Here is a 22882-nt window from a genome sequence, read left to right on the forward strand (position 1 = left end):
GCATGGCTGGTGAAGTGCGGGAGAATCTGACGTACGAGGTCTTCGGACACGCCGTACGTGAGCTGGCCCAGGCGGTGGCCGACGACGGCTACGAGCCCGATGTCGTGCTGAGCATCGCGCGGGGCGGGGTCTTCGTCGCGGGTGGTCTGGCGTATGCCCTGGACTGCAAGAACATTCATCTGGTGAACGTGGAGTTCTACACCGGGGTCGGGACCACGCTGGAAATGCCGGTGATGCTCGCGCCCGTGCCGAACGCCATCGACTTCACGCAGAAGAAGGTGCTCATCGCCGACGACGTCGCCGACACCGGAAAGACGCTGAAGCTGGTCCGCGACTTCTGCATCGACCATGTGGCCGAGGTGCGCAGCGCCGTCATCTACGAGAAGCCGCATTCGCTCGTGAAATGCGAGTACGTGTGGAAGAAGACCGATCAGTGGATCAACTTCCCGTGGAGCGTCGAGAAGCCCGTCGTGCGCCGTGAGGGCCAGGTTCTCGACTCCTAGGCCGCCGCCACGGCACACCGTGCGGAAGGGGCCCCGGTGCGTTCACCGCACCGGGGCCCCTTCCGCATGCCGGATCAGATCGTGCCGAGCTTGATGATCGAGAGCAGCGCGATCAGCTGGATCGCGGAGGCGCCCAGCGCCTTCGGCCACGGCAGGTCGTGCGACTTGCTCACCATCGAGGTGAACAGCGCTCCGGCGGCCAGCCAGGTGATCCAGCCGAGGATCTGGACGAGGGCGTTCTCGCCGCCGAGGAACAGGGCGAAGACCAGGCGCGGTGCGTCCGTGATCGACATGATGAGCATCGAGAGGCCCACGGTCGGCTGCCAGGAGCCCGTGCCGCCCAGCTGGCGGGCCAGGGTGTGTGTGACCGCGCCGAGGACCAGTCCGCCGATGACGAAGCCGACGCCCGTGAAGATCACGTACGGGGCGGCCGTGGAGACCTCCGCGTGGATCGCCTCGTCGCGGGCCCCGTCGAAGCCGAAGAGCGCGAGCAGGCCGTAGACGAACGTGACGACGATCGCGGGGCCCCAGACGGGGTAGTCGCGCATCTGCCAGAACGTCGGGCCCGGCCGCATCACGATGCCGCTCAGCAGCTGCTTCCAGGGGAGCCTGGGCCCCGACGGCTGTGCGGGGGCCTGGCCGGCCTGGTAGGTGTTGCCGTCGCCGTACGGGTCCTCGTTGATGCTGAACGCCTGGGTGTGCCCCGGGGCGTTGGCATACGGGTCGTGCTGCGAGGGCTGTTGGTACGGGTCGCCGAAGTACTCCGGTTCGCCGTGCCCGCCTGTGTGCCCCTGGCCACCCCCGTGTCCGTTGCCGCCGTGCCCGCCGCCGTACGGGGCGCCCTGGGGGCCTCCGTACGGCGCGCCGTTGCCTCCTGCCGGGGGCCACGACTGCCCGCCGTGCGGCGGCGGTGATGCCTGCGCGCCGTACGGCTGTTGCTGCTGCGGGTGTTGTTGCGGTGTGCGGTTGTCCCGGCCGCGTCCGATCCTGAATCCAGCCACGCATCGAACGTACCTGGTCCGTGTGGGTGCGGTGTGAGGGCCGGGGGAACACGGGGCCCATTGCGGCCTAGCTGTGACATCCCCTAGGGGAACCCCGGGGGGCCCGCACCACCCCTGGGTGGCCCGGCAGCACCCCTGGAACGCCGGAGCGGCCGGTCCTGCCCCCGAGGCAGGTCCGGCCGCTTCCGTGGTGGGAGACAGCTACTGGACGGGTTCCGGTTCCGGCTGGTCGGCCGTCTCCGCGTCGCCCGCCGGGTCGGCGGGTGTCTTCACCGACTCGAGGAGCAGCTGGGACACGTCGACGACCTGGATCGACTCCTTGGCCTTGCCGTCGTTCTTCTTGCCGTTGACCGAGTCGGTCAGCATGACGAGGCAGAACGGGCAGGCGGTGGAGACGATGTCCGGGTTGAGGGAGAGGGCTTCGTCGACGCGCTCGTTGTTGATGCGCTTGCCGATCCGCTCCTCCATCCACATCCGGGCACCACCGGCGCCGCAGCAGAAGCCGCGCTCCTTGTGGCGGTGCATCTCCTCGTTCCGCAGACCCGGGACCTTCGCGATGATCTCGCGCGGAGGCGTGTAGATCTTGTTGTGACGGCCCAGGTAGCAGGGGTCGTGGTACGTGATCAGGCCCTCGACCGGCGTCACCGGGATCAGCTTGCCCTCGTCCACCAGGTGCTGGAGCAGCTGCGTGTGGTGGATGACCTCGTACTCGCCGCCGAGCTGGGGGTACTCGTTGGCGATGGTGTTGAAGCAGTGCGGGCAGGTCGCGACGATCTTCTTCGACGACTTCGGCTTCTTCGTCTCCGGCTCGTCGTCATCTTCACCGAACGCCATGTTCAGCATCGCGACGTTCTCCTGGCCGAGCTGCTGGAACAGCGGCTCGTTGCCCAGGCGGCGGGCGGAGTCACCGGTGCACTTCTCGTCGCCGCCCATGATCGCGAACTTGACGCCCGCGATGTGGAGCAGCTCCGCGAAGGCCTTCGTCGTCTTCTTGGCCCGGTCCTCGAGGGCGCCCGCGCAGCCGACCCAGTACAGGTAGTCGATCTCGCTGAGGTCCTCGACGTCCTTGCCGACGATCGGGACCTCGAAGTCGACCTCCTTGGTCCACTCGACGCGCTGCTTCTTGGCGAGCCCCCAGGGGTTGCCCTTCTTCTCCAGGTTCTTGAGCATCGTGCCCGCCTCGGACGGGAACGCGGACTCGATCATCACCTGGTAGCGGCGCATGTCGACGATGTGGTCGATGTGCTCGATGTCGACCGGGCACTGCTCGACGCACGCACCACAGGTGGTGCAGGACCAGAGGACGTCCGGGTCGATGACGCCGTTCTCCTCGGCCGTGCCGATCAGCGGGCGCTCGGCCTCCGCGAGGGCGGCCGCGGGGACGTCCTTGAGCTGCTCCTCGGTGGCCTTCTCGTTCCCCTCCATGTCCTTGCCGCCGCCGGCCAGCAGGTACGGCGCCTTGGCGTGCGCGTGGTCGCGCAGGGACATGATCAGGAGCTTCGGGGAGAGCGGCTTGCCCGTGTTCCAGGCGGGGCACTGCGACTGGCAGCGGCCGCACTCGGTGCACGTGGAGAAGTCGAGGATGCCCTTCCAGGAGAACTGCTCGACCTGGGAGACACCGAAGGTGTCGTCCTCGCCCGGGTCCTCCCAGTCGATCTCCTTGCCGCCGCTGGTCATCGGCTGCAGCGCGCCGAGAGCGACCTCGCCGTCGGCGTTCCGCTTGAACCAGATGTTCGGGAAGCCGAGGAAGCGGTGCCAGGCGACGCCCATGTTGGTGTTGAGCGAGACCGTGATCATCCAGATCAGCGAGACGCCGATCTTCACCATCGCGGTGAAGTAGATGAGGTTCTGGAGGGTGCCGAGCGCGAGGCCCTTGAAGGCGAGCACGAGCGGGTACGAGACGAAGTACGCGGCCTCGTAGCCCTCGACGTGGTGGATCGCGCCCTCGAGACCGCGCAGGGTCAGGATCGCCAGGCCGATGACGAGGATGACGTACTCGACGAAGTACGCCTGCCAGGCCTTGGAGCCGGCGAATCGGGACTTGCGGCCGGCCCGGGAGGGCAGGTTCAGCAGTCGGATGGCCATCAGCGTGACGATGCCGAGCACGGTCATGATGCCGATGAACTCGATGTACAGCTCGAACGGCAGCCAGCTGCCGACGAACGGCAGCACCCAGTCGGCCTGGAAGAGCTGTCCGTACGCCTGGAGCAGCGTCGGCGGCAGTGTCAGGAAGCCGATCGCGACGAACCAGTGGGCGAAGCCCACGATCCCCCACCGGTTCATCCGGGTGTGGCCGAGAAATTCCTTGACCAGGGTGATCGTGCGCTGCTTGGGGTCGTCGGTGCGGCTGCCTGCCGGCACCGGCTGTCCGAGACGGACGAACCGGTAGATCTGCGCGACTGCTCGGGCGATGAGCGCAACGCCGACGACAGTCAGCACCAGCGACACGATGATCGCGGCGAGTTGCATTTGGGGGCTCCTCGGGCCTGCGAGGGTGGGATCCAGCGCGTACATGCGATTACTAAGCAGTAACTTAATCAGTCTGTGCTGACACTATCCACTTATTCCGCCACGCTGTAGCCGGGCAGGCGGTGATCTGTGTCGCTCAGGTGAGCCTTCCCCGGACGTCGCAGTCGCCGGAGCGCCGCACCCAGGGGGATGCGTACGGAGTGCGCCAGGATCGCCAGGTCCAGCCCTGTTCCATGATGCTCTGCGTAGTGCGCGTCCAGGAGGGCGGGTTCGTCCCAGGGCATCCCTGACCGGGCGCGCACCTGGGCCAGCCCGGTCAGGCCGGGGCGGACGCTCTGGCGCCGGCGGGCCGCGGTGGCCTCCAGGAGGGCGGCCTCGCCCGGGGTGAGAGGTGCCGGGCCGACCAGGGAGAGCTCTCCCCGTACGACGTGGGGCAGCCGGGACAGCAGGTCCAGCCGGAGCCGCCGGGTGCGCAGGGAGCGCAGTTCGAAGGGGCGGCCGCCCAGGCCCACCCGGATCTCGCGCCTCCGTACGCCTCTCCCGTCATGGGGTGGCCGGACGGCCAGGGCCAGCGCGGCGAGGGCGAGTGCGGGGGCCGTCAGAAGCAGCAGCGCCGAGCCGAGGGCCAGGTCGAGGGCCCGTTCGGCCGTCATGGCCGACAGAGGTCCGGTGATCCGCCTGGCCGCCATGGTCGTCAGGGCTCCGGCGGCGCGTCCGGCCGTCACGGTTGCGCGGCCGATCCCGGGGAAGGGGCCGGTGGCGGACCGGGACGGTCCTGCCGCCGGTGACGGGGCAGGGTGCCGTCTCCTTCGTTCCGCAGTCTGCTTCGCGTTCCGCATGGCACCTGCCCGGAGTCGATGACGGGACGGTATGACCGTCTCGATGCATTTTGTGACAGAACGATCCCACGGTGCGATGGTGGGTGGGGGGCGTGTGACGTGTGACGCGTGGTGGTGTCGCGGATCGGGGCGGTCGCTGCGGGCTTCTTTCACCATCCGTAGGCGTATAACGCCTGTTCATAGGGCCGCGAGCACATAAGTTGAGCGTAAGTGGCTCAGGTCCTTTGACTCCGGGGTGGGTGTCATGCATCCTTGAGTCAGATCCACTCAAGTAGTCAGTTGGAGGAATTGAAATGGCACGTGCGGTCGGCATCGACCTGGGCACGACTAACTCCGTCGTCAGCGTTCTCGAAGGCGGCGAGCCCACCGTCATCACCAACGCCGAAGGCGCCAGGACCACGCCGTCCGTCGTCGCCTTCGCGAAGAACGGCGAGGTTCTGGTCGGCGAGGTCGCCAAGCGTCAGGCGGTCACCAACGTCGACAGGACGATCCGTTCGGTCAAGCGCCACATGGGCACTGACTGGAAGATCGAGCTCGACGGCAAGAACTTCAACCCGCAGCAGATGAGCGCGTTCATCCTGCAGAAGCTGAAGCGCGACGCCGAGTCCTACCTGGGCGAGAAGGTCACCGACGCGGTGATCACCGTCCCGGCGTACTTCAACGACTCGGAGCGCCAGGCGACCAAGGAGGCCGGTGAGATCGCGGGCCTGAACGTCCTGCGCATCGTCAACGAGCCGACCGCCGCCGCGCTGGCGTACGGCCTCGACAAGGACGACCAGACGATCCTCGTCTTCGACCTCGGTGGCGGCACCTTCGACGTGTCCCTCCTGGAGATCGGCGACGGCGTCGTCGAGGTGAAGGCCACCAACGGTGACAACCACCTCGGTGGTGACGACTGGGACCAGCGGGTCGTCGACTACCTGGTGAAGCAGTTCGCCAACGGGCACGGTGTGGACCTGTCCAAGGACAAGATGGCTCTCCAGCGTCTCCGCGAGGCCGCGGAGAAGGCGAAGATCGAGCTCTCGTCCTCGACCGAGACCACGATCAACCTGCCCTACATCACGGCGTCCGCCGAGGGCCCGCTGCACCTGGACGAGAAGCTCACGCGCTCGCAGTTCCAGCAGCTGACCGCGGACCTCCTGGACCGCTGCAAGAACCCGTTCCACAACGTCATCAAGGACGCGGGCATCCAGCTCTCCGAGATCGACCACGTCGTTCTCGTCGGTGGCTCGACCCGTATGCCGGCCGTCGCCGAGCTCGTCAAGGAGCTCACGGGCGGCCAGGACGCCAACAAGGGTGTGAACCCGGACGAGGTCGTCGCCATCGGTGCCTCGCTCCAGGCCGGTGTCCTCAAGGGCGAGGTCAAGGACGTCCTGCTCCTCGACGTGACCCCGCTGTCCCTCGGCATCGAGACCAAGGGAGGGATCATGACGAAGCTCATCGAGCGCAACACCACGATCCCGACCAAGCGTTCCGAGATCTTCACGACGGCCGAGGACAACCAGCCGTCCGTGCAGATCCAGGTCTACCAGGGCGAGCGCGAGATCGCGGCGTACAACAAGAAGCTCGGGATGTTCGAGCTCACCGGTCTGCCGCCGGCCCCGCGTGGTGTGCCGCAGATCGAGGTCGCCTTCGACATCGACGCCAACGGCATCATGCACGTCGCCGCCAAGGACCTCGGCACCGGCAAGGAGCAGAAGATGACCGTCACCGGCGGCTCCTCGCTGCCGAAGGACGAGGTCAACCGGATGCGCGAAGAGGCCGAGCAGTACGCCGACGAGGACCACCGCCGTCGCGAGGCCGCCGAGTCGCGCAACCAGGGCGAGCAGCTCGTCTACCAGACGGAGAAGTTCCTCAAGGACAACGAGGACAAGGTCCCCGGTGACGTGAAGACGGAGGTGGAGACCGCGCTCACCGAGCTGAAGGAGAAGCTCAAGGGCGAGGACACCGCCGAGATCCGCACCGCCACCGAGAAGGTCGCCGCCGTCTCCCAGAAGCTGGGTCAGGCGATGTACGCCAACTCCCAGTCCGAGGGTGCGGCACCGGGTGCCGAGGCGCCGGGTGACGGCCAGGCCAAGGCCGCTGACGACGACGTCGTCGACGCCGAGATCGTGGACGACGAGAAGGACACGAAGGGCGGTGCGGCGTGACCGAGGAGACTCCGGGCTTCGACGAGAAGCCTGACGTCCCCTCCGGCGCCGATGCCGACGACGCCGAGCCGAAGGCCGCCTCCCCCTCCGAGGAGGAGGCGGCGGCCCCGGCCGGGGACGTACAGCAGACAGCGGCCCTGACGGCCCAGCTGGACCAGGCCCGCACCGCGCTCAACGAGCGTACGGGCGACCTCCAGCGGCTCCAGGCCGAATACCAGAACTACCGTCGTCGGGTCGAGCGTGACCGGGTCACGGTCAAGGAGATCGCCGCGGCGGGTCTCCTGACCGATCTCCTGCCCGTGCTCGACGACATCGGCCGGGCGCGCGAGCACGGCGAGCTCGTCGGCGGCTTCAAGGCCGTGGCCGAGTCGGTGGAGACGGTCGTCGCGAAGATCGGCCTCCAGCAGTTCGGCAAGGAGGGCGAGCCCTTCGACCCGACGATCCACGAGGCCCTGATGCACTCGTACGCGCCGGACGTCACCGAGACGACCTGCGTGGCGATCCTGCAGCCTGGGTACCGCATCGGGGAGCGCACCATCCGCCCCGCGCGGGTGGCCGTGGCCGAACCGCAGCCGGGCGCCACGCCCGCGGCGGCGAAGGAAGAAAAGGCAGACGACGAGGAGAGCGGTGGCACCGAAGAGGTCTGACATTCCGTCCGACCACAGCGGTGAACACCGACGGGGCGTGCGGCCGGCCACAGGGCCGGCCGCACGGCCGATCGTCCGGAAGGAGGGACGTCGATGAGCACGAAGGACTTCGTCGAGAAGGACTACTACAAGGTTCTCGGCGTCCCCAAGGACGCCACCGACGCCGAGGTCAAGAAGGCGTACCGGAAGCTCGCCCGCGAGTACCACCCGGACGCCAACAAGGGTGACGCCAAGGCCGAGGAGCGCTTCAAGGAGATCTCCGAGGCGAACGACATCCTCGGCGACCCCAAGAAGCGCAAGGAGTACGACGAGGCGCGCGCCCTCTTCGGCAACGGTGGCTTCCGGGCCGGCCCCGGCGGTGCGGGCGGCAACTTCAACTTCGACCTGGGCGACCTCTTCGGGGGCGCCCCGGGCGGTGGCCAGGGCGCCGGCGCCGGTGGTTTCGGCGGAGGCGGCGGTGGCGGCCTGGGTGATGTCTTCGGCGGCCTGTTCAACCGCGGTGGCGCGGGCACCCGTGTCCAGCCGCGCCGTGGCCAGGACATCGAGTCCGAGGTGACGCTCAGCTTCACCGAGGCGGTCGACGGGGCCACGGTCCCGCTCCGGATGTCCAGCCAGGCCCCCTGCAAGGCGTGTTCGGGCACCGGCGACAAGAACGGCACCCCGAGGGTCTGCCCGACATGCGTCGGCACCGGCCAGGTCTCGCGGGGCACGGGCGGCGGGTTCTCGCTCACCGATCCCTGCGTCGACTGCAAGGGCCGGGGCCTCATCGCCCAGGACCCCTGCGAGGTCTGCAAGGGCAGCGGCCGTGCCAAGTCGGCCCGCACGATGCAGGTCAGGATCCCCGCGGGCGTCTCCGACGGCCAGCGGATCCGGCTGCGCGGCAAGGGCAGCCCCGGCGAGCGCGGCGGCCCGGCCGGCGACCTCTACGTCGTCGTCCACGTCGACGCCCACCCGGTCTTCGGCCGCAAGGGCGACAACCTCACCGTCACCGTGCCCGTCACCTTCCCGGAGGCGGCGCTAGGCGGCGAGGTGAAGGTCCCCACGCTCGGCGGACCCCCGGTCACCCTGAAACTCCCGGCCGGCACGCCCAACGGACGTACGATGCGGGCCCGGGGGAAGGGTGCCGTGCGCAAGGACGGCACCCGTGGCGACCTCCTGGTCACCGTCGAGGTGGCCGTGCCCACGGACCTCGGCGCGGACGCCCAGGACGCGCTGGAGGCCTACCGGAAGGCGACCGCGGGGGAGGACCCGCGGGCGGAGCTGTTCCAGGCTGCGAAGGGAGCTTGAGATGGACGGCCGTCGACGCAATCCGTACCAGCTGACCGACGAATCACCGGTCTACGTGATCTCGATCGCGGCCCAGCTCTCGGGCCTGCACCCGCAGACACTGCGCCAGTACGACCGTCTCGGCCTGGTCTCGCCCGACCGCACGGCCGGGCGCGGCCGGCGCTACTCGGCCCGCGACATCGAGCTGCTGCGCACCGTGCAGCAGCTGTCGCAGGACGAGGGCATCAACCTCGCGGGCATCAAACGCATCATCGAGCTGGAGAACCAGGTCGCCGCGCTGCAGCAGCGCGTCGCCGAGCTCTCGGCGGCGGTGGACGGCGCGACCGTGGCCATGCAGCAGCGCGAGGCCCAGGTGCACGCCTCCTACCGGCGTGATCTGGTGCCGTACCAGGACGTGCAGCAGACGAGCGCACTGGTGGTCTGGCGGCCGAAGAGGCCGAAGGACTGAGCCGGCCGCGAAGGGCCCGCCCCCGAGTCTCATGACTCGGGGGCGGGCCCTTCGCGCGTGGCCGCGGCGTCCTTCACGATGCCGGACCGCACGATGAGGACGCCCAGATGGGTCCGGCTGGTGGCGCCCAGGACCTGCATCAGCCTGGCGATGTGGGAGCGGCAGGTGCGGACGCTGATGCCCAGCCTGCGGGCCACCGCGTCGTCGACATGGCCCTCGCCGAGGAGCCGGGCGATGCTCTGCTGGACGGCCGTGATCTGGGTGCCGGGTGCGGGCACGGGCAGTTGCCGCCCGAAGGGCGTGGCCTGGGCCCAGAGGACCTCGTAGACCTGGATGAGGTAGTCGACCAGGGCGGGGTGCCGTATGCGGAGTGCGGTGCGGCGGTCGGGCGCCGCCGGGACGAACGCGACGGTCCGGTCGAAGATGATCAGTCGTTCCACGGTCTGCTCCGTGGTACGCACCTGCAGGTGCTCGGGGGAGATCTGGTCGAGGTAGCCCCTGACGGTGGTGCTGTAGCGCGCCGGGTGCTGGTAGATGTGCCGTAGGCGGGCTCCACGGGCGATGGCCGTCCTGGCGTTGGCGATTCCCCGCTCCATCCCCTCCCGGGGGCGGTCGCTGCCCGGCTGGGCCGTGAGGACCTGTTCGGTGACGACGGAGGTGGCCTCCCGCAGGGCCTCCTCGATCACCGGTCTGCCCTCCAGGACCGTGAACGCCAGGTCGGGGTCGGCGCTGGCGACGGACGACAGGGGTGCCAGCGACCGGCTGAGCGCCGCGGCGAGCTGTACACGCTCGTCGAGTTCGCGGGTGATCGGCTGAAGCAGATGGGCCAGGGCCGCGGACGGGGGGACGGGGCGCATCCACGCGAAGTCGGCCGGGTCGGGCTGGACCAGGCCCATACCGGCCAGGCAGGGGGCGGCGGCGAGAGCGGTGCGGGTGATGCGGCCCGCGACGACGGCTTCCTCGTACAGCCGCAGGCCGGTGGCGCAGAGCTCTCTCGGACCGTGCGAATGCTGTGTGTTCACGTCATCCGTGACGATTTGACGACCCCTCACTTCGTGCACTGCAACAAGATGACCGTGGCGCGTACGCGGCTGCGAAGGGAGTGTGGAGGTGCGGGGGGCGCGCGGTCATGAGTCCTGGTCCAGGATTCCTGACCGCGCGATCAGATAGCCCAGCTGAGCGCGGCTCGTGCTGCCGAGGGTGGCGGACAGCTTCGCGACGTGCGCCCGGCAGGTTCGGACGTTCATTCCGAGACGGCGGGCGATCGAGTCGTCCACATGTCCCTCGACGAGGAGTTGGGCTATGGAACGCTGGACACCGCTGATGCCCTTGGTCGGCGGGTCGTACTGGAGCTCGCCGAGCAGGGGGGACGCGCGGCTCCACAGCTGCTCGAAGACCTTCACCAGGTAGTTGACGAGCCCTGGGTGGCGGAGTTCGAGGGCGACCTGGTCGTCGTTCTGGGCGGGTATGAAGGCCACGGTCCGGTCGAAGACGAGGAGGCGCTCGATGAGCTCCTCCAGGGTGCGGATCTCCACCTTGTCGTTGGCCAGGCGCGCGGCATAGGCGAGCGTGCCCTGGCTGTGCCTGACGGTGTGCTGGTAGAGGGTGCGCATGCTGACGCCCCGGTCGACCACCGACAGGGCGCGTTCCAGGCCTTCGCTGAGACGGTCCTCGCCCCGGTCCCCGCCCGGCTGGACGGTGAGGACCTCCGTGCGGCATTCCGCGGTGGCGAGATCGAGTGCGGCGTTGATCCTGTTGCCGCCCTCCAGCACGGTGATGGCGTGGGTGGTCGGCGGGTCCTGGGCGCTGATGTCCATGAACGGCTCGAAGGACTCCGCCAGCTCGACGGAGCGCCGTCGGCGGTCCTTGATCTCCCGTTCGATGGGGTGCAGGCGCTGGGCCAGCGCCGCGGACGGCGGGACGGGCCTGAGCCAGGTCGTGTCGTCCGGATCGGGATGGAGGAGGGCGAAGTCCATCAGGCAGGGGGCGGGGCCGACTTCCGCGCGGGAAATCCGTCCGGAACGCAGGGCGCTCGCGTAGAGGCGCTTTCCCTCGTCGCATAGGTCGGTGATCCCGTGAGGATGTGCCCCTGTTGTGTCGTTTGTGGTCATATCTACACCCCCCAGGTTCCTGAACATGCAGGAACATGATGCATCGTCCTGGTGGCGTTGTGTGGCCCGGGTGAGACATCGTCGTGGATGCGGGGGAGAGGAATCCACAAGTGAGGACGAAGCCGACTATGGATAAGCGAAAGCTTCGCTCGGTGCTTGCTGCCGCTTTCGTCGCGGCCCTGGCCTTTGGCGTGGCGGGCGGCGTGGCCGGCAGCGCATCCGGGCCCGGTGAGATCAGCTGGTCGGAGCGGGCAGCAGGGGCGGATGAGATCAGCTGGTCCGTACGGGCGGCCGACGCACCCGGTGAGATCAGCTGGGGCATGCCGACGGCAGCCGGGGACGAGATCAGCTGGAGCGCTCCGACAGGCGCCGCAGGCGCATGACCACCCCACCGGACGACCGCACCTTCCGGCGGGAGATGGCCACGGCATATCGCTCAGGGTGGCACTTCATCGATCTGCTCACGGCACTTACCCGCCAGGGCGATTCGTTGATGGTCACCCTGTTCGGAGAGCCGATTGTCGTCGTGATGGAAACGGATGACGATATCCGCGCCTATCGCTGTCTACGCCGGCCACGCGGAGCACCGCAACCGGTTCGCTGTGCCGTGAGGTACGGCATGATTTTCGTAAATCTCGATCAGCGCGACCATGAACTGTTCGAGCAAGAAGAAGCCATTTCCGCCACCCCCCGCAGTGCCTGAACGATTCCCCCGTCGTTACATATCGTTCCGGCACTTCCCCCACACAGCGGCGCCATCGTGACCTGAACACGATGGCGCCGTTGTGCTGGCCGGAATTGGCCCGGCATGCATTCCTAGGCGTTTCCGAGTGCCCTGTCGACGGCGATCTCGATGACGACCCGCTCCGGGTTGGGCCGCGGGGTGCGCTCGTAACGCTCCGCGTAGCGGCGTACGGCGTCCTGGACCTCCTCGGGCTCGGTGCGGACCACCGCCCGGCCCTCCAGGGTCGCCCAGCGGCGCCCCTCCATCTGGCAGACCGCGACCCGCGCGCCCCCGGGGCCCGCCGCCAGGACGTGGGCCGCCTTCCTGGTGTTCCCTCCGGTGATGACGCGGGCGATCCGCGTCTCCGGGTCGTAGGTCACCCCCACGGGCACCACATGCGGTGTGCCGTCCGGGCGGAGCGTGGTCAGGGTGCACACATGGCGCTCCCGCCAGAAGGTGAGGTATCCGGGGCCGGGGTTGCGTACGTCAGGCATGGGGCCAGCCTAGAGAGAGGGCATACGGAGGAGACGCGGGGACGCCGTATCGGCCTTGAGTGGAATAGACTCAACTTTGTACCCGTTGTTCGAGTCATAGTTCCGTGAAGCCCCAGCACGAGGAGGAGACAGCGCCCGTGGACGCCGAGCTGACCAACAAGAGCCGGGACGCCCTGAACGCGGCCACCAGCAGGGCCGTCAAGGACGGTCATCCCGATCTGACCCCCGGGCACCTGCTGCTTGCGCTGCTCGCGGGTGAGGACAACGCGAACATCATCGATCTCCTGGCAGCCGTCGAGGCCGATCAGGTGGCCGTGCGCGAGGAGGCCGAGCGGCTTCTGGGCTCGCTGCCCAGCGTGACCGGCTCGACCGTCGCCCCGCCGCAGCCGAGCCGCGACATGCTCGCCGTCATCGCCGACGCCGACCAGCGCGCCAAGGAGCTCGGCGACGACTACCTCTCCACCGAGCACCTGCTGATCGCCCTCGCGGCGAAGGGCGGCCGCGCCGGTGAGATCCTCGACGGGCAGGGGGCAAGCGCGAAGAGGCTCCTGGACGCATTCGAGAAGAGCAGGGGAGGGCGCCGGGTGACCACTCCCGACCCCGAAGGCCAGTACAAGGCGCTGGAGAAGTTCGGCACCGACTTCACGGCCGCCGCCCGCGAGGGCAAGCTGGACCCGGTCATCGGCCGTGACCAGGAGATCCGCCGGGTCGTGCAGGTGCTGTCGCGCCGCACGAAGAACAACCCCGTGCTCATCGGTGAGCCCGGTGTCGGCAAGACGGCCGTCGTCGAGGGTCTCGCCCAGCGCATCGTCAAGGGCGACGTGCCCGAGTCCCTTCGGAACAAGCGGCTCGTCTCCCTGGACCTCGGCGCGATGGTCGCGGGCGCCAAGTACCGCGGCGAGTTCGAGGAACGCCTCAAGACCGTCCTCTCCGAGATCAAGGAGAGCGACGGGCAGGTCATCACCTTCATCGACGAGCTGCACACCGTCGTCGGCGCGGGAGCCGGCGGCGACTCCGCGATGGACGCGGGCAACATGCTCAAGCCGATGCTCGCCCGTGGTGAGCTCCGCATGGTCGGCGCCACCACGCTGGACGAATACCGCGAGCGGATCGAGAAGGACCCGGCCCTGGAGCGCCGCTTCCAGCAGGTCATGGTCGCCGAACCGTCCGTCGAGGACACCATCGCCATCCTCCGTGGCCTCAAGGGCCGCTACGAGGCGCACCACAAGGTCCAGATCGCCGACTCCTCGCTGGTGGCCGCCGCGACGCTCTCGGACCGCTACATCACCTCCCGGTTCCTCCCCGACAAGGCGATCGACCTCGTCGACGAGGCGGCCTCCCGGCTCCGCATGGAGATCGACTCCTCCCCTTTGGAGATCGACGAGCTCCAGCGGTCCGTCGACCGTCTGCACATGGAGGAGCTGGCGCTCAGGAACGAGAGCGACGAGGGCTCCAAGCAGCGCCTGGAGAAGATCCGCCGCGACCTCGCCGACAAGGAGGAGGAGCTGCGCGGTCTCACCGCCCGCTGGGAGAAGGAGAAGCAGGGTCTGAACCGCGTCGGTGAGCTCAAGGAGCGCCTCGACGAGCTGCGCGGCCAGGCCGAGCGCGCCCAGCGCGACGGTGACTTCGACACCGCATCCAAGCTGCTGTACGGGGAGATCCCCGGCCTGGAGCGGGAGCTGGCCGAGGCCGACGAGGCCGAGCAGGAGGCCGCCCAGGACAAGGACACCATGGTCAAGGAGGAGGTCGGCCCGGACGACATCGCCGATGTCGTCGGAGCCTGGACCGGGATTCCGGCCGGACGCCTCCTGGAGGGCGAGACCCAGAAGCTGCTGCGGATGGAGTCGGAGCTGGGCAGGCGGCTGATCGGCCAGACCGAGGCCGTGCGCTCCGTGTCGGACGCCGTGCGGCGCACCCGTGCGGGCATCGCCGACCCCGACCGGCCCACCGGTTCGTTCCTCTTCCTCGGCCCGACCGGGGTCGGAAAGACGGAGCTGGCCAAGGCGCTCGCGGACTTCCTGTTCGACGACGAGCGGGCCATGATCCGCATCGACATGAGCGAGTACGGCGAGAAGCACAGCGTCGCCCGGCTCGTCGGTGCCCCGCCCGGCTACGTCGGCTACGAGGAGGGCGGCCAGCTCACCGAGGCGGTCCGCCGGCGCCCGTACAGCGTCGTGCTGCTGGACGAGGTGGAGAAGGCCCACCCCGAGGTCTTCGACATCCTGCTCCAGGTGCTCGACGACGGCAGGCTCACCGACGGCCAGGGCCGGACGGTGGACTTCCGCAACACCATCCTGGTCCTCACGTCGAACCTCGGCAGCCAGTTCCTGGTCGATCCCCAGATCGATCCCGAGGCGAAGAAGGAGCGGGTCCTGGACGTCGTACGGGCCTCGTTCAAGCCGGAGTTCCTCAACCGGCTGGACGACCTGGTCGTCTTCTCCGCCCTGTCCGGAGACGAGCTGGCCCACATCGCGGGGCTCCAGGTGGCCCGTCTCGCCGGCCGGCTGGCCGACCGGCGGATCCAGCTCGACGTCACCCCGGACGCCCTGTCCTGGCTGGCCGAGGAGGGCAACGACCCGGCGTACGGCGCCCGGCCGCTGCGCAGGCTCATCCAGACCGCGATCGGCGACCGGCTCGCGAAGGAGATCCTCGCGGGCGAGGTCAAGGACGGGGACACGGTCCGGGTGGACCGGGCCGGCGACGGACTGATCGTGGGCACCGCGGCCACGACGAAGACCCTGTAGGCGGTAGCGGGTGACCTGTGCCCCCGGCCGGACGACGTCGCGTCCCGGCCGGGGGCACACGTGTGTGCCATCCGTTCGCATTGATGTGTGCATCCAGCACGCACTGCCGGTGGGACCCGTCCGCCAAATTGAGCCGAAAATTTACATTCCGTGGCTGAATGGGAGACGGAACCAGCTTTTTGTACCGGGGTGATACATATCTGTGCGCTCGGGCGGAACCCGCGGGACGGGCTCTCGGGTGATCGTGTTCCGCGCAATATCGGGACACTCCGGGCCCTTTTCTTTGTGGCGGGGAAGGGTTCTCCGAATTACGGAGCCGGTAAGGTACGCGCATGACGGAGCGAATACCCGGTGAGCAGAGTGCGGAGCCGAACGATTGCAGAAGTGACAGCCTCATTCGCCTGAGCGAATTTCGTACGCTGTGGGCGGCTTTTGCTCAGTCCGTGCTGGGTGACCAGCTGGCGAGGGTGGCGCTGTCGCTGCTGGTGTTCGAACGCACCGAGTCGGCCGGCTGGACCGCGGCGACCTACGCCCTGACGACGCTGCCGGCCCTGCTGTCCGGGGTGCTCCTCTCCGGGCTGGCCGACCGGTTCCCCCGGCGTACGGTCATGATCAGCTGCGACCTGGTGCGTGCCGTCCTCGTGGGGCTGATGGCCCTGCCCGGTACGCCCTTGCCGCTGCTCGCCGGGCTGCTTGTGCTGGCACAGCTCGCCGAGGCGCCCTTCGGGGCGTCGCAGGGCGCCCTGATGCCGGCGGTCCTGGGCGAGCGCCTGTACGAGCGGGGTCAGCGGGTCATGCTGGTCACGCACCAGGCCGGACAGCTGGTCGGCTTCGCCGCCGGCGGGGTGCTCGTCGTGTGGCTGGGCAGCCATCTCTCCCTCGGGCTGAACGCGGCGACGTTCCTGGTCTCCGCGGTCCTGATCAGGGTGGGTGTGAAGGCGAGGCCGGTGGACAAGGACGCCGACGCGCCGCCGAAGCGCATGCACACCCAGGTGCGGAAGGCCGCCGCACTGATCTGGTCGGACCCCCGGCTGCGGTCGCTGGTCGCGCTCGGCTGGCTGGCCGGGTTCATCGTGCTTCCGGAGGGCCTGGCCGCACCCTTCGCCGAGGAGGCCGGCGCGACCGCCGCTTCGGTGGGGCTCCTGCTCGCCGCGCACCCCGCCGGCATGGTTCTGGGCGCGGCGTTCCTGGGCCGTGCCGGCTTCGACGTGGAGCGGCGCCGTCGGCTGCTCGGGCCGCTGGCGGTGGGTGCCAACCTCCCGCTGGTCGTCTACTGGGCGGGCCCCGGTGTGGGGGTGGCCCTGCTGGTGCTGGTGGTGTCGGGTGTCTGTTCCGCCTACCAGATCACCGCGGGGGCGACCTTCGTGCTGCTCACTCCGGCCGACCAGCGCGGCCAGGCGCTGGGACTGGCCAGGTCGGGACTGACCGCGATGCAGGGGATCGGCGTCGCGGCGGGCGGCCTGGCAGCGGAGCTGTCCGGGTCCTCCGCGCACACGATCGGGGGGGCGGGCCTCGTCGGAACGCTCTGCGCGGTCGTGATCGCGGTTTCCTGGTCGCGTGCCAGGGGAACGAGCGCGGGGACGATTCCCCTGAGCGCATAGGACCACCGGCCGCGATGGCGGCTAGGGTCGAAGCCAGGAAACCACGTGCGATCCACAGGAGTACCCAGCGATGTCTATCGACCCGTCCTCGATCCCTAACTTCGGGGGCCAGCCCGAACCGCAGACGTCAGGTCCCGAGGGCCCCGTGGTCCCCGACCAGGACCTCGTCAAGCAGCTCCTCGAGCAGATGGAGCTGAAGTTCGTCGTCGACGACGAGGGCGACCTCGCCGCGCCGTGGGAAGACTTCCGGACGTACTTCATGTTCCGTGGCGAGGAGGAGCAGCAGGTCTTCTCCGTGCGGACCTTCTACGACCGCCCCCACGCCCTGGACCAGCGGCCCGTTCTCCTCGACGCGATCGACGACTGGAACCGCCGCACGCTGTGGCCCAAGGTCTACACGCACGCCCACGAGGGCGAGGAGGGCACCGCCGGCTCCGTGCGGCTGGTCGGTGAGGCGCAGATGCTCATCGGCACCGGTGTCAGCCTGGAGCACTTCGTCTCCTCGACGGTCAGCTGGGTGCGGGCCTCGATCGAGTTCGACAAGTGGCTCGTGGAGCGTCTCGGCCTGGAGCCCGCCGAGAAGAAGGCCGAGGGCGAGGAGCCCACGGAGGCCTGACCGGGCCCACGGACCGCGAGGGCCCGGTCCGGAGCGCGGCCCGTACGGCCGGCGCCCGGACCGGGCCCTCGTCATGGGCGGTCAGGAGGCCCGGAGGCTCTTCAGCCGGGTGACCGCCTCGGTGAGCACGTCCGTGCGCTTGCAGAACGCGAAGCGTACGAAGGGGGCGCCCTGCTCGCGGTGGTCGTAGAAGACCGCGTTCGGCACCGCGACGACCCCGCAGCGTCCGGGGAGCGCCCGGCAGAAGGCGAAGCCGTCGCTCCCCTCGCCGAGCGGCCGGATGTCGGTGGTGACGAAGTACGTCCCGGCGGGCCTGTAGACATCGAAGCCGGCCTCGGCGAGTCCCGCGGCGAGCAGGTCACGCTTGGCGCGCAGGTCGGTGCGGAGCCCGTCGAAGTAAGCGGCGGGCAGCCGCAGGGCCTCGGCGACGGCGTACTGGAACGGGCCGCCGGACACGTACGTCAGGAACTGCTTGGCGGAACGGACCGCGCCGACCAGTTCCGGGCTCGCCGTGATCCAGCCGATCTTCCAGCCCGTCAGCGAGAACGTCTTCCCCGCGCTGCTGATGCTGACCGTGCGCTCCCGCATGCCGGGGAAGGACGCGAGGGGGATGTGCTCGCCCTCGTAGACGAGGTGCTCGTAGACCTCGTCGGTGACGACCAGGAGGTCCCGCTCGCACGCGAGCGCGGCGACGGCCGCGAGCTCGTCACGGGTCAGGACGGTCCCGGTCGGGTTGTGCGGGGTGTTGAGCAGGATCAGCCGGGTGCGGGGCGTGACGGCCGCGCGCAGCTCGTCGAGGTCGAGCCGGTAGGCGCCCTCGTGGGGCCTGAGCGTGACGGGGACGCGGGTGCCGCCCGCCAGGGCGATGCAGGCGGCGTACGAGTCGTAGTACGGCTCCAGGGCGATGACCTCGTCGCCGGGTTCCAGGAGGGCGAGCAGGGAGGCGGCCACCGCTTCCGTGGCGCCCGTGGTGACCAGTACCTCGGCGTCCGGGTCGTACTCCAGTCCGTAGTGCCGCAGCTGGTGCTCCGCGACCGCGGAGCGCAGCTCGGGGATGCCGGGGCCCGGTGGGTACTGGTTGCCGTGGCCGGCGCGCAGGGCGCGGACGGCGGCCTCGCGGATCTCCTCGGGGCCGTCGGTGTCGGGGAAGCCCTGACCGAGGTTGATCGATCCGGTCTGTACGGCCAGCGCCGACATCTCCGCGAAGATCGTCGTGCCGAACTCGGTGAGGCGGCGGTTGAGCAGCGGTCGTCCCTGTGTCATGGGCGCCATCCTGTGCCGAAGCTCTGGAGTTGCTCAAGTCTGCTTTGGCCGCGGCGGGGCGCGGGAATCCAACGGTCAGTCGAGAAGCGGGGACCTCGCTTCGGGGGACAGAAGGATGTGAGGTCGATGGGGTTGTTCTTCTTCATCGTGTTCCTGGTGATCGTGGTGGTGGGCATCGCGGCCCTCGCCTCGGGATCCGGTGGCCGCCGGAAGGCGTCGCCGTCACGCGCGGGGCGCAGGGGAGGCGGAGGTTCGGACAGCGGCTCGGGTGGAAGCTCGGGCAGCTGGTGGGCCGGGGACAGCGGCGGTGACTCCGGCGGGCATTCCTGCGGGGGCGGCAGCAGCAGCTGCGGCGGTGGCGGAGGCTGCGGCGGTGGCGGCGGCAACTGAGACGGGTTCGCCCGCCCCGCACGGGGGTCGGGGCGGGTGCGCCTGAGGTGTCCGGTGGGACCGAACTCCCGCCGGACACCTTTTTGTTGGGCACGCGGGAACAGGTGAACCGTCCTGCCCCCTGAGGGATGGAAACCACGGCAAGTTGGGTAAAAACGCTGAGAGCGCGACGTACTTCGTGATTGCATCGTTGTAGTCAACATTCAGCCCCCGGGCCCCAGTTGGGCGTACCCCAGTTGGGCCGGATCGGGCTCCTCCTCCCCCGCGTGCGCCGGCACGGGGGTGCCTCCTGTCCATGTGTCCCTGTGCGTTTTGCGGAGCCGATCCATGCTCACAACCCTCCAGACCGCCTACTCCGATACCCGAGCCGCCGATCTGGCATGGACGCTCGGGCGGGAGCCGCTGCCCGCCCTGGCTGTACTCGACCTCGAACTAGCGGGCGCAAAGGTCCAGTTGCGGCTGCTCGGCGCCTCTCACCAGGTGCTGCTGGAAGAGGAGCGCCGTACGTGCTCCGAGACCGTGGCCTGTCTGCCGGGCAGCAGCACACCGCTGCCGCTGGGTGTCGCCGAGAGCCTGGGCGACTGGGACTACGAATTCGCGGCGCGCGTCGAGACGCTCTCGGAGGGCTCGTTCGCGGGGCGTGCGCAGGAGCTGCTCGCGCTGGTGTCCGACCACCCTCATGGACTGGCGGGGACGTTCCCCGGCAGTCCGTACGCCTTCACGGCGATGCTCGCGCAGCGCACGGAGGGGCAGGTGCGCTGGCGGACCTGGCACGCGTATCCGCAGGAGGGGCAGCTGGTCGTCACCCGGTCGAAGGTGGGCGCGCGGGTGCCGGTGGCGGTGTCGTGAGGGAGCGTGCGCGGGTCTGCCCGGTCCGGCGTGCTCGGCGCCCGTTCGGCGCACCACACTTACACCCGTGTGGGTGACAAGCGGCGACCTTTCCGTCACGTAGCGTTTATTTCATGATCGACCAGCAGATGCCGCTGCGAGCAGGCCCGGCGGGGCTCCCCGTGCGGCCGAGGACCGGCCGGCTCCTCGTGCTGGCCGTGGTCTTCATCTGTGCCGCGTGCGGTCTGGTGTACGAGCTGGAGCTGGTCGCGCTGGCCTCGTACCTGATCGGTGACTCGGTCACGCAGGCGTCGGTCGTGCTCTCCGTGATGGTGTTCGCGATGGGTATCGGCTCGCTGCTCGCGAAACGTTTACGCGGCTGTGCCGCCGTGGGTTTCGGGCTGATCGAGGCCGCGCTCGCGCTCGTCGGCGGCACGTCGGCGCTGGTCCTGTACGCCTCCTTCGCCTGGCTCGGGGAGTCGCGCCACGCGCTGGTCGGCTTCTCGCTCGCGATCGGGATCCTGATCGGCGCGGAGATCCCGCTGCTGATGACGCTGATCCAGCGGGTCGACCGGCAGGACGCGGGCGGGGCGGTCGCCGACCTGTTCGCCGCCGACTACGTGGGCGCGCTGGTCGGCGGGCTCGCCTTCCCGTTCCTGCTGCTGCCGATGACGGGCCAGCTGACGGGGGCACTGCTCACCGGCGCGGTCAACGCGGCGGCGGGCGGGGCACTGGTGCTGTGGGTGTTCCGGCGCGACCTGGGCACCAGGGCACGATGGCTGCTGATCCTGGTCAACTGTGCGGTGATCTCCCTGCTGGCCACGGCCTCCGTCCTCGTCGACGACTTCGAGCGCGCGGCACGGCGCGCGGTGTACGGGGACGAGGTGCGGGTCGCCGTGCAGACCGACGTACAGGAGATCGTCCTCACGGGGCCGGGGCGGGGCGCGCTCGACCTCTACCTGGACGGCCGGCTCCGCGTCAGTTCCCGGGACGAGCACCGCTACCACGAGGCGCTCGTGCACCCCGCGATGAAGGGCGCCCACCGGCGGGTGCTGATCATGGGCGGCGGCGACGGACTGGCGGCCCGTGAGGTGCTGCGCTACCCGGATGTCGCGTCCGTCGTGGTGGTCGAGCTCGATCCGGCCGTCACCCGGTTGGCCCGTACGGACCCGGCGCTCTCCCGGCTGAACGGTCACGCGTACGACGATCCCCGGCTGACGGCGGTCGCCGGGGACGCCTTCACATGGCTGCGGGACACGCACGAGCGTTACGACGTGGTGATCTCGGACCTTCCCGACCCGGGGATCACGGCGAGCACGAAGCTCTACGCGGCCGAGTTCTACGGGCTGGTCGCCGGGGCGCTGGAGCCCGGCGGCCGGCTGGTGGTGCACGCGGGCCCGGCGGTGAGCAGACCGACGACGTTCTGGACGGTGGAGGCGTCGGTACGGGCAGGCGGCCTCGCGACCCTGCCCTACCGTGTCGACGGGCGCCTCACCGGGTTCGCGGCGGGGCCGGACCGGGCCGCGGCGGGCGGGGCGGAGGCGCCACGGGACTGGGGATTCGTGCTGGCCGCCCGGCAGGAGGTGGGCCGGCTCGGACTGGACCCGGGGGCGCCCGCCCTGCGGACGCTGGGGGAGCGGGAGCTGCTGGCCGCCCGGCGCTCGGCGGAGCGGGCGCGGCAGCACGGGGTGCCGCCGTCCACACTCGTCCATCCTCGGTACTGGGAGGAACCCTGAGCGCGGCGGCGCGGCGCGGGCCGCACGGGCGTCCGGGGTGGAAGCGCTGACGGGACGGCCGGGGCTGAGTAGGCTCGGTCGGTATGGAGCATGAGGTGTTCGTTCCGGTTCCGGTTCCGGCCCTGCGGCGGACGCTGGGTGATCCCGCCCGCGTCGCACGCTGTGTGCCAGGACTCCAGCAGGATGCCGACGCGTCGGCGGGGCCGCTGGCGGGCCGGCTGAAATTCCGGGCCGACGGCCACACGATCACGTACCGGGGGGCGCTGACGCTGCGGCCTTCCGGCGGGGGTGACTCCTTCTCCGTGACCGGGGAGGGTGTGGAGGCCCGGGGCACGGGCTCGGCGAAGCTGGCACTGACCGTCGGCCTCACGGAGGCGGACGGCGGGACGACGATCGGGTTCACCGGCACGGTGAGCGGTGACGGCCGCATCGTGGACCTCGACGCGTCCGCGGCGCTCGCCGCGGCACAGCGGCTGCTGGACCGCTTCACGCAGCAACTGGTGACGGAGACCCTGGCGACGCGGGACGGCGAGGGGGAGGCCGGCACGCCGCCCGGGGACGAGGCCGGCGCGGCGTCTGCCGAGGGGGCGTCGCCACCCCGGGTCTCTCCCGAGCCGTCCGGCGAGGCACCGTCTTCCGAAGCCGAGTCTCCCGAGGAGCCGTCTTCCGACGCCGAGTCCCCCGAGGAGCCGTCTTCCGGAGCCCAGTCCCCCGAGTCGCCGTCCGCGGACAGGGAGTCCGTGTTCGACGCGCCCGTGCCGCCGCCGTCGCTCGATCCGTCGACGGAGATCGAGTTCACCGTGCCGGACGAGCCGCCCGCCGAGGCCGCGCACGCCCGCCGCACGATGATCGGCCGCAGCACGGAGGAGGTCGACCACGCCCCGCCGCGTGGCCGGTACGCCCCCGTCCCGTCGCCCGAGTCGGGAGCCGCGGGCATCACGCTCCGCTGGGCCGCCCCGGCAGCCGCCCTGGCGATCGCCTCGGCCGTGGTGGTGGGCAGGGCACTGCGGCGCAGGCGGCCGTAGGGAGCC

21 protein-coding genes are annotated in these 22882 nt (G+C 69.9%); 14 read left to right on the plus strand and 7 right to left on the minus strand.

Translation table 11 applies throughout. The features are described from left to right. The first annotated feature begins 2 nt into the window (after positions 1-2). Positions 3-503: a phosphoribosyltransferase gene (locus ACZ32T_RS15765; RefSeq protein WP_356709419.1), complete on the plus strand. Its 501-nt coding sequence runs from the start codon at positions 3-5 to the stop codon at positions 501-503. A gap of 74 nt (positions 504-577) precedes the next feature. On the opposite strand, the gene ACZ32T_RS15770 is transcribed toward ACZ32T_RS15765, so the two are convergent. From ACZ32T_RS15770 to ACZ32T_RS15780, 3 genes are all read right to left on the minus strand, one after another. Next, positions 578-1504, minus strand: coding sequence for a Yip1 family protein (locus ACZ32T_RS15770; RefSeq protein ID WP_467274514.1), 927 nt, complete (start codon positions 1502-1504; stop codon positions 578-580). A 201-nt stretch (positions 1505-1705) separates the two neighbouring features. After that, a complete protein-coding gene (locus ACZ32T_RS15775) occupies positions 1706-3973 on the minus strand; it encodes a (Fe-S)-binding protein (protein WP_467367314.1) in 2268 nt (755 codons plus the stop codon). 92 nt (positions 3974-4065) lie between these two features. Then, the gene (locus ACZ32T_RS15780) at positions 4066-4662 is read right to left on the minus strand and encodes a sugar transferase (protein ID WP_467274515.1); all 597 of its coding nucleotides are present in this window, start codon (positions 4660-4662) and stop codon (positions 4066-4068) included. 443 nt (positions 4663-5105) lie between these two features. Between ACZ32T_RS15780 and dnaK the strand changes: the two genes are divergently transcribed. The 4 genes from dnaK to ACZ32T_RS15800 all read left to right on the plus strand — a co-directional run bounded on the left by dnaK (position 5106) and on the right by ACZ32T_RS15800 (position 9344). Further along, positions 5106-6962 (plus strand): molecular chaperone DnaK, encoded by a 1857-nt coding sequence (gene dnaK, locus ACZ32T_RS15785; protein ID WP_356716979.1) that lies wholly within the window; start codon positions 5106-5108, stop codon positions 6960-6962. Beyond that, a complete protein-coding gene (gene grpE, locus ACZ32T_RS15790; RefSeq protein ID WP_467274510.1) occupies positions 6959-7609 on the plus strand; it encodes a nucleotide exchange factor GrpE in 651 nt (216 codons plus the stop codon). Before dnaK ends, grpE begins: the two co-directional genes overlap by 4 nt. A 93-nt stretch (positions 7610-7702) precedes the next feature. Next, complete coding sequence (gene dnaJ / locus ACZ32T_RS15795; RefSeq protein ID WP_467274320.1) at positions 7703-8896, plus strand: molecular chaperone DnaJ; 1194 nt, start codon at positions 7703-7705, stop codon at positions 8894-8896. A gap of 1 nt (position 8897) precedes the next feature. Beyond that, positions 8898-9344 carry a heat shock protein transcriptional repressor HspR gene (locus ACZ32T_RS15800; RefSeq protein WP_356716985.1) on the plus strand — a complete coding sequence of 149 codons (447 nt, stop codon included), beginning with the start codon at positions 8898-8900 and terminating at the stop codon, positions 9342-9344. 29 nt (positions 9345-9373) lie between these two features. On the opposite strand, the gene ACZ32T_RS15805 is transcribed toward ACZ32T_RS15800, so the two are convergent. Beyond that, positions 9374-10381, minus strand: coding sequence for a helix-turn-helix transcriptional regulator (locus ACZ32T_RS15805; RefSeq protein WP_467274348.1), 1008 nt, complete (start codon positions 10379-10381; stop codon positions 9374-9376). 90 nt (positions 10382-10471) lie between these two features. Next, the gene (locus tag ACZ32T_RS15810) at positions 10472-11455 is read right to left on the minus strand and encodes a helix-turn-helix transcriptional regulator (protein ID WP_467274322.1); all 984 of its coding nucleotides are present in this window, start codon (positions 11453-11455) and stop codon (positions 10472-10474) included. A 128-nt stretch (positions 11456-11583) separates the two neighbouring features. Between ACZ32T_RS15810 and ACZ32T_RS15815 the strand changes: the two genes are divergently transcribed. Both ACZ32T_RS15815 and ACZ32T_RS15820 read left to right on the plus strand, forming a co-directional pair. Beyond that, a complete protein-coding gene (locus ACZ32T_RS15815; protein ID WP_467274324.1) occupies positions 11584-11838 on the plus strand; it encodes a hypothetical protein in 255 nt (84 codons plus the stop codon). Further along, positions 11835-12158, plus strand: a complete 324-nt coding sequence (locus ACZ32T_RS15820) for a (2Fe-2S)-binding protein (protein WP_467274326.1) — start codon at positions 11835-11837, stop codon at positions 12156-12158. Before ACZ32T_RS15815 ends, ACZ32T_RS15820 begins: the two co-directional genes overlap by 4 nt. 113 nt (positions 12159-12271) lie before the next feature. Here ACZ32T_RS15820 and ACZ32T_RS15825 read toward each other — a convergent pair whose 3' ends face one another. Next, positions 12272-12673 carry a pyridoxamine 5'-phosphate oxidase family protein gene (locus ACZ32T_RS15825; protein ID WP_467274328.1) on the minus strand — a complete coding sequence of 134 codons (402 nt, stop codon included), beginning with the start codon at positions 12671-12673 and terminating at the stop codon, positions 12272-12274. A gap of 137 nt (positions 12674-12810) precedes the next feature. On the opposite strand from ACZ32T_RS15825, the gene clpB reads away from it, so the two are divergent. The 3 genes from clpB to ACZ32T_RS15840 all read left to right on the plus strand — a co-directional run bounded on the left by clpB (position 12811) and on the right by ACZ32T_RS15840 (position 17634). Further along, positions 12811-15417, plus strand: coding sequence for an ATP-dependent chaperone ClpB (gene clpB / locus ACZ32T_RS15830; protein WP_467367596.1), 2607 nt, complete (start codon positions 12811-12813; stop codon positions 15415-15417). Positions 15418-15749: 332 nt separating this feature from the next. Further along, positions 15750-17018: an MFS transporter gene (locus ACZ32T_RS15835; RefSeq protein WP_467274329.1), complete on the plus strand. Its 1269-nt coding sequence runs from the start codon at positions 15750-15752 to the stop codon at positions 17016-17018. Between the two features lie 70 nt (positions 17019-17088). Beyond that, the gene (locus ACZ32T_RS15840) at positions 17089-17634 is read left to right on the plus strand and encodes a type III secretion system chaperone family protein (RefSeq protein WP_467274331.1); all 546 of its coding nucleotides are present in this window, start codon (positions 17089-17091) and stop codon (positions 17632-17634) included. Between the two features lie 81 nt (positions 17635-17715). Here the strand turns inward: ACZ32T_RS15840 and ACZ32T_RS15845 are convergent, their stop codons facing one another. Then, a complete protein-coding gene (locus tag ACZ32T_RS15845) occupies positions 17716-18897 on the minus strand; it encodes a pyridoxal phosphate-dependent aminotransferase (RefSeq protein ID WP_467274332.1) in 1182 nt (393 codons plus the stop codon). A 126-nt stretch (positions 18898-19023) separates the two neighbouring features. Between ACZ32T_RS15845 and ACZ32T_RS15850 the strand changes: the two genes are divergently transcribed. The 4 genes from ACZ32T_RS15850 to ACZ32T_RS15865 all read left to right on the plus strand — a co-directional run bounded on the left by ACZ32T_RS15850 (position 19024) and on the right by ACZ32T_RS15865 (position 22876). Then, positions 19024-19287, plus strand: coding sequence for a hypothetical protein (locus tag ACZ32T_RS15850; protein WP_467367316.1), 264 nt, complete (start codon positions 19024-19026; stop codon positions 19285-19287). Positions 19288-19614: 327 nt separating this feature from the next. Next, the gene (locus tag ACZ32T_RS15855) at positions 19615-20136 is read left to right on the plus strand and encodes a DUF2617 family protein (RefSeq protein ID WP_467274336.1); all 522 of its coding nucleotides are present in this window, start codon (positions 19615-19617) and stop codon (positions 20134-20136) included. Positions 20137-20249: 113 nt separating this feature from the next. Continuing rightward, positions 20250-21851 carry a polyamine aminopropyltransferase gene (locus tag ACZ32T_RS15860; RefSeq protein ID WP_467367318.1) on the plus strand — a complete coding sequence of 534 codons (1602 nt, stop codon included), beginning with the start codon at positions 20250-20252 and terminating at the stop codon, positions 21849-21851. 83 nt (positions 21852-21934) lie between these two features. Continuing rightward, positions 21935-22876, plus strand: coding sequence for an SRPBCC family protein (locus tag ACZ32T_RS15865; protein WP_467367320.1), 942 nt, complete (start codon positions 21935-21937; stop codon positions 22874-22876). Positions 22877-22882 lie beyond the last annotated feature (6 nt).

This window comes from Streptomyces sp. NPDC023573 (assembly GCF_055559735.1).

Excerpts from the sequence above, each read along its gene's own strand:
- ACZ32T_RS15765 (WP_356709419.1), top strand. The coding sequence starts at position 3 with ATGGCTGGTGAAGTGCGGGAGAATCTGACGTACGAGGTCTTCGGACAC.
- ACZ32T_RS15775 (WP_467367314.1), bottom strand. The coding sequence starts at position 3,973 with ATGCAACTCGCCGCGATCATCGTGTCGCTGGTGCTGACTGTCGTCGGC.
- ACZ32T_RS15780 (WP_467274515.1), bottom strand. The coding sequence starts at position 4,662 with ATGGCGGCCAGGCGGATCACCGGACCTCTGTCGGCCATGACGGCCGAA.
- dnaK (WP_356716979.1), top strand. The coding sequence starts at position 5,106 with ATGGCACGTGCGGTCGGCATCGACCTGGGCACGACTAACTCCGTCGTC.
- dnaJ (WP_467274320.1), top strand. The coding sequence starts at position 7,703 with ATGAGCACGAAGGACTTCGTCGAGAAGGACTACTACAAGGTTCTCGGC.
- ACZ32T_RS15800 (WP_356716985.1), top strand. The coding sequence starts at position 8,898 with ATGGACGGCCGTCGACGCAATCCGTACCAGCTGACCGACGAATCACCG.
- ACZ32T_RS15810 (WP_467274322.1), bottom strand. The coding sequence starts at position 11,455 with ATGACCACAAACGACACAACAGGGGCACATCCTCACGGGATCACCGAC.
- ACZ32T_RS15815 (WP_467274324.1), top strand. The coding sequence starts at position 11,584 with ATGGATAAGCGAAAGCTTCGCTCGGTGCTTGCTGCCGCTTTCGTCGCG.
- ACZ32T_RS15820 (WP_467274326.1), top strand. The coding sequence starts at position 11,835 with ATGACCACCCCACCGGACGACCGCACCTTCCGGCGGGAGATGGCCACG.
- ACZ32T_RS15825 (WP_467274328.1), bottom strand. The coding sequence starts at position 12,673 with ATGCCTGACGTACGCAACCCCGGCCCCGGATACCTCACCTTCTGGCGG.
- ACZ32T_RS15835 (WP_467274329.1), top strand. The coding sequence starts at position 15,750 with ATGACGGAGCGAATACCCGGTGAGCAGAGTGCGGAGCCGAACGATTGC.
- ACZ32T_RS15840 (WP_467274331.1), top strand. The coding sequence starts at position 17,089 with ATGTCTATCGACCCGTCCTCGATCCCTAACTTCGGGGGCCAGCCCGAA.
- ACZ32T_RS15845 (WP_467274332.1), bottom strand. The coding sequence starts at position 18,897 with ATGACACAGGGACGACCGCTGCTCAACCGCCGCCTCACCGAGTTCGGC.
- ACZ32T_RS15850 (WP_467367316.1), top strand. The coding sequence starts at position 19,024 with ATGGGGTTGTTCTTCTTCATCGTGTTCCTGGTGATCGTGGTGGTGGGC.
- ACZ32T_RS15855 (WP_467274336.1), top strand. The coding sequence starts at position 19,615 with ATGCTCACAACCCTCCAGACCGCCTACTCCGATACCCGAGCCGCCGAT.
- ACZ32T_RS15860 (WP_467367318.1), top strand. The coding sequence starts at position 20,250 with ATGATCGACCAGCAGATGCCGCTGCGAGCAGGCCCGGCGGGGCTCCCC.
- ACZ32T_RS15865 (WP_467367320.1), top strand. The coding sequence starts at position 21,935 with ATGGAGCATGAGGTGTTCGTTCCGGTTCCGGTTCCGGCCCTGCGGCGG.